Here is a 582-nt window from a genome sequence, read left to right on the forward strand (position 1 = left end):
CCATTGACGATGGTGAGGTGGCTAGCCTGCGTCATTGTTGTGATGAAATTTTTGGGGCCACAAATTTTGTGGCGCAGATTGCATGGGAAAAACGGTACACCAGATCGAATAATGCCAAGAGGTTTTATTCATTGAAGGACAACATTCTTGTCTTTCGGTGTTCGGAGTCTCTGGATATTATCAAGGAAAAACGTTCTGAAAAGGCCGATTCAGGATACCGTAACCCAGACAATGATCCACGAGGCGCATGGATTACATCTTCATATGTCAACCCCGCAACCAAGGAGGCTCGTCCGAACCTCGTATATGGAATTAAGAATCCTATCACTGGTGCGATTGTTCATCATCCGACCCATGCCTGGAAATACTCTCAAACAGAGCACAAACAGCATGTAGCAGAAAACAGGCTCTACTGGGCTAAAGATGGAGATGCGGAATATCCGAGGCTCAAGATATATTTGTCTGACCAGACTGGTGGTATGGTTCCAGTTGACGTCTGGGATTACAAATCTAGCGGAACGACCGATGATGGCGGCGCAGAAATTAAGGAGTTGTTTGGTGCAGCGGTATTTGACACTCCAA

General features: G+C 46.2%; 1 pseudogene. It reads left to right on the top strand.

Features of this window, described 5'->3' with window-relative positions:
• Nucleotides 1-582: pseudogene (locus SQ11_RS15385) on the top strand (site-specific DNA-methyltransferase); the annotation flags it as partial.

Source organism: Nitrosospira sp. NpAV (assembly GCF_000832065.1).
Taxonomy (GTDB): Bacteria; Pseudomonadota; Gammaproteobacteria; order Burkholderiales; family Nitrosomonadaceae; genus Nitrosospira.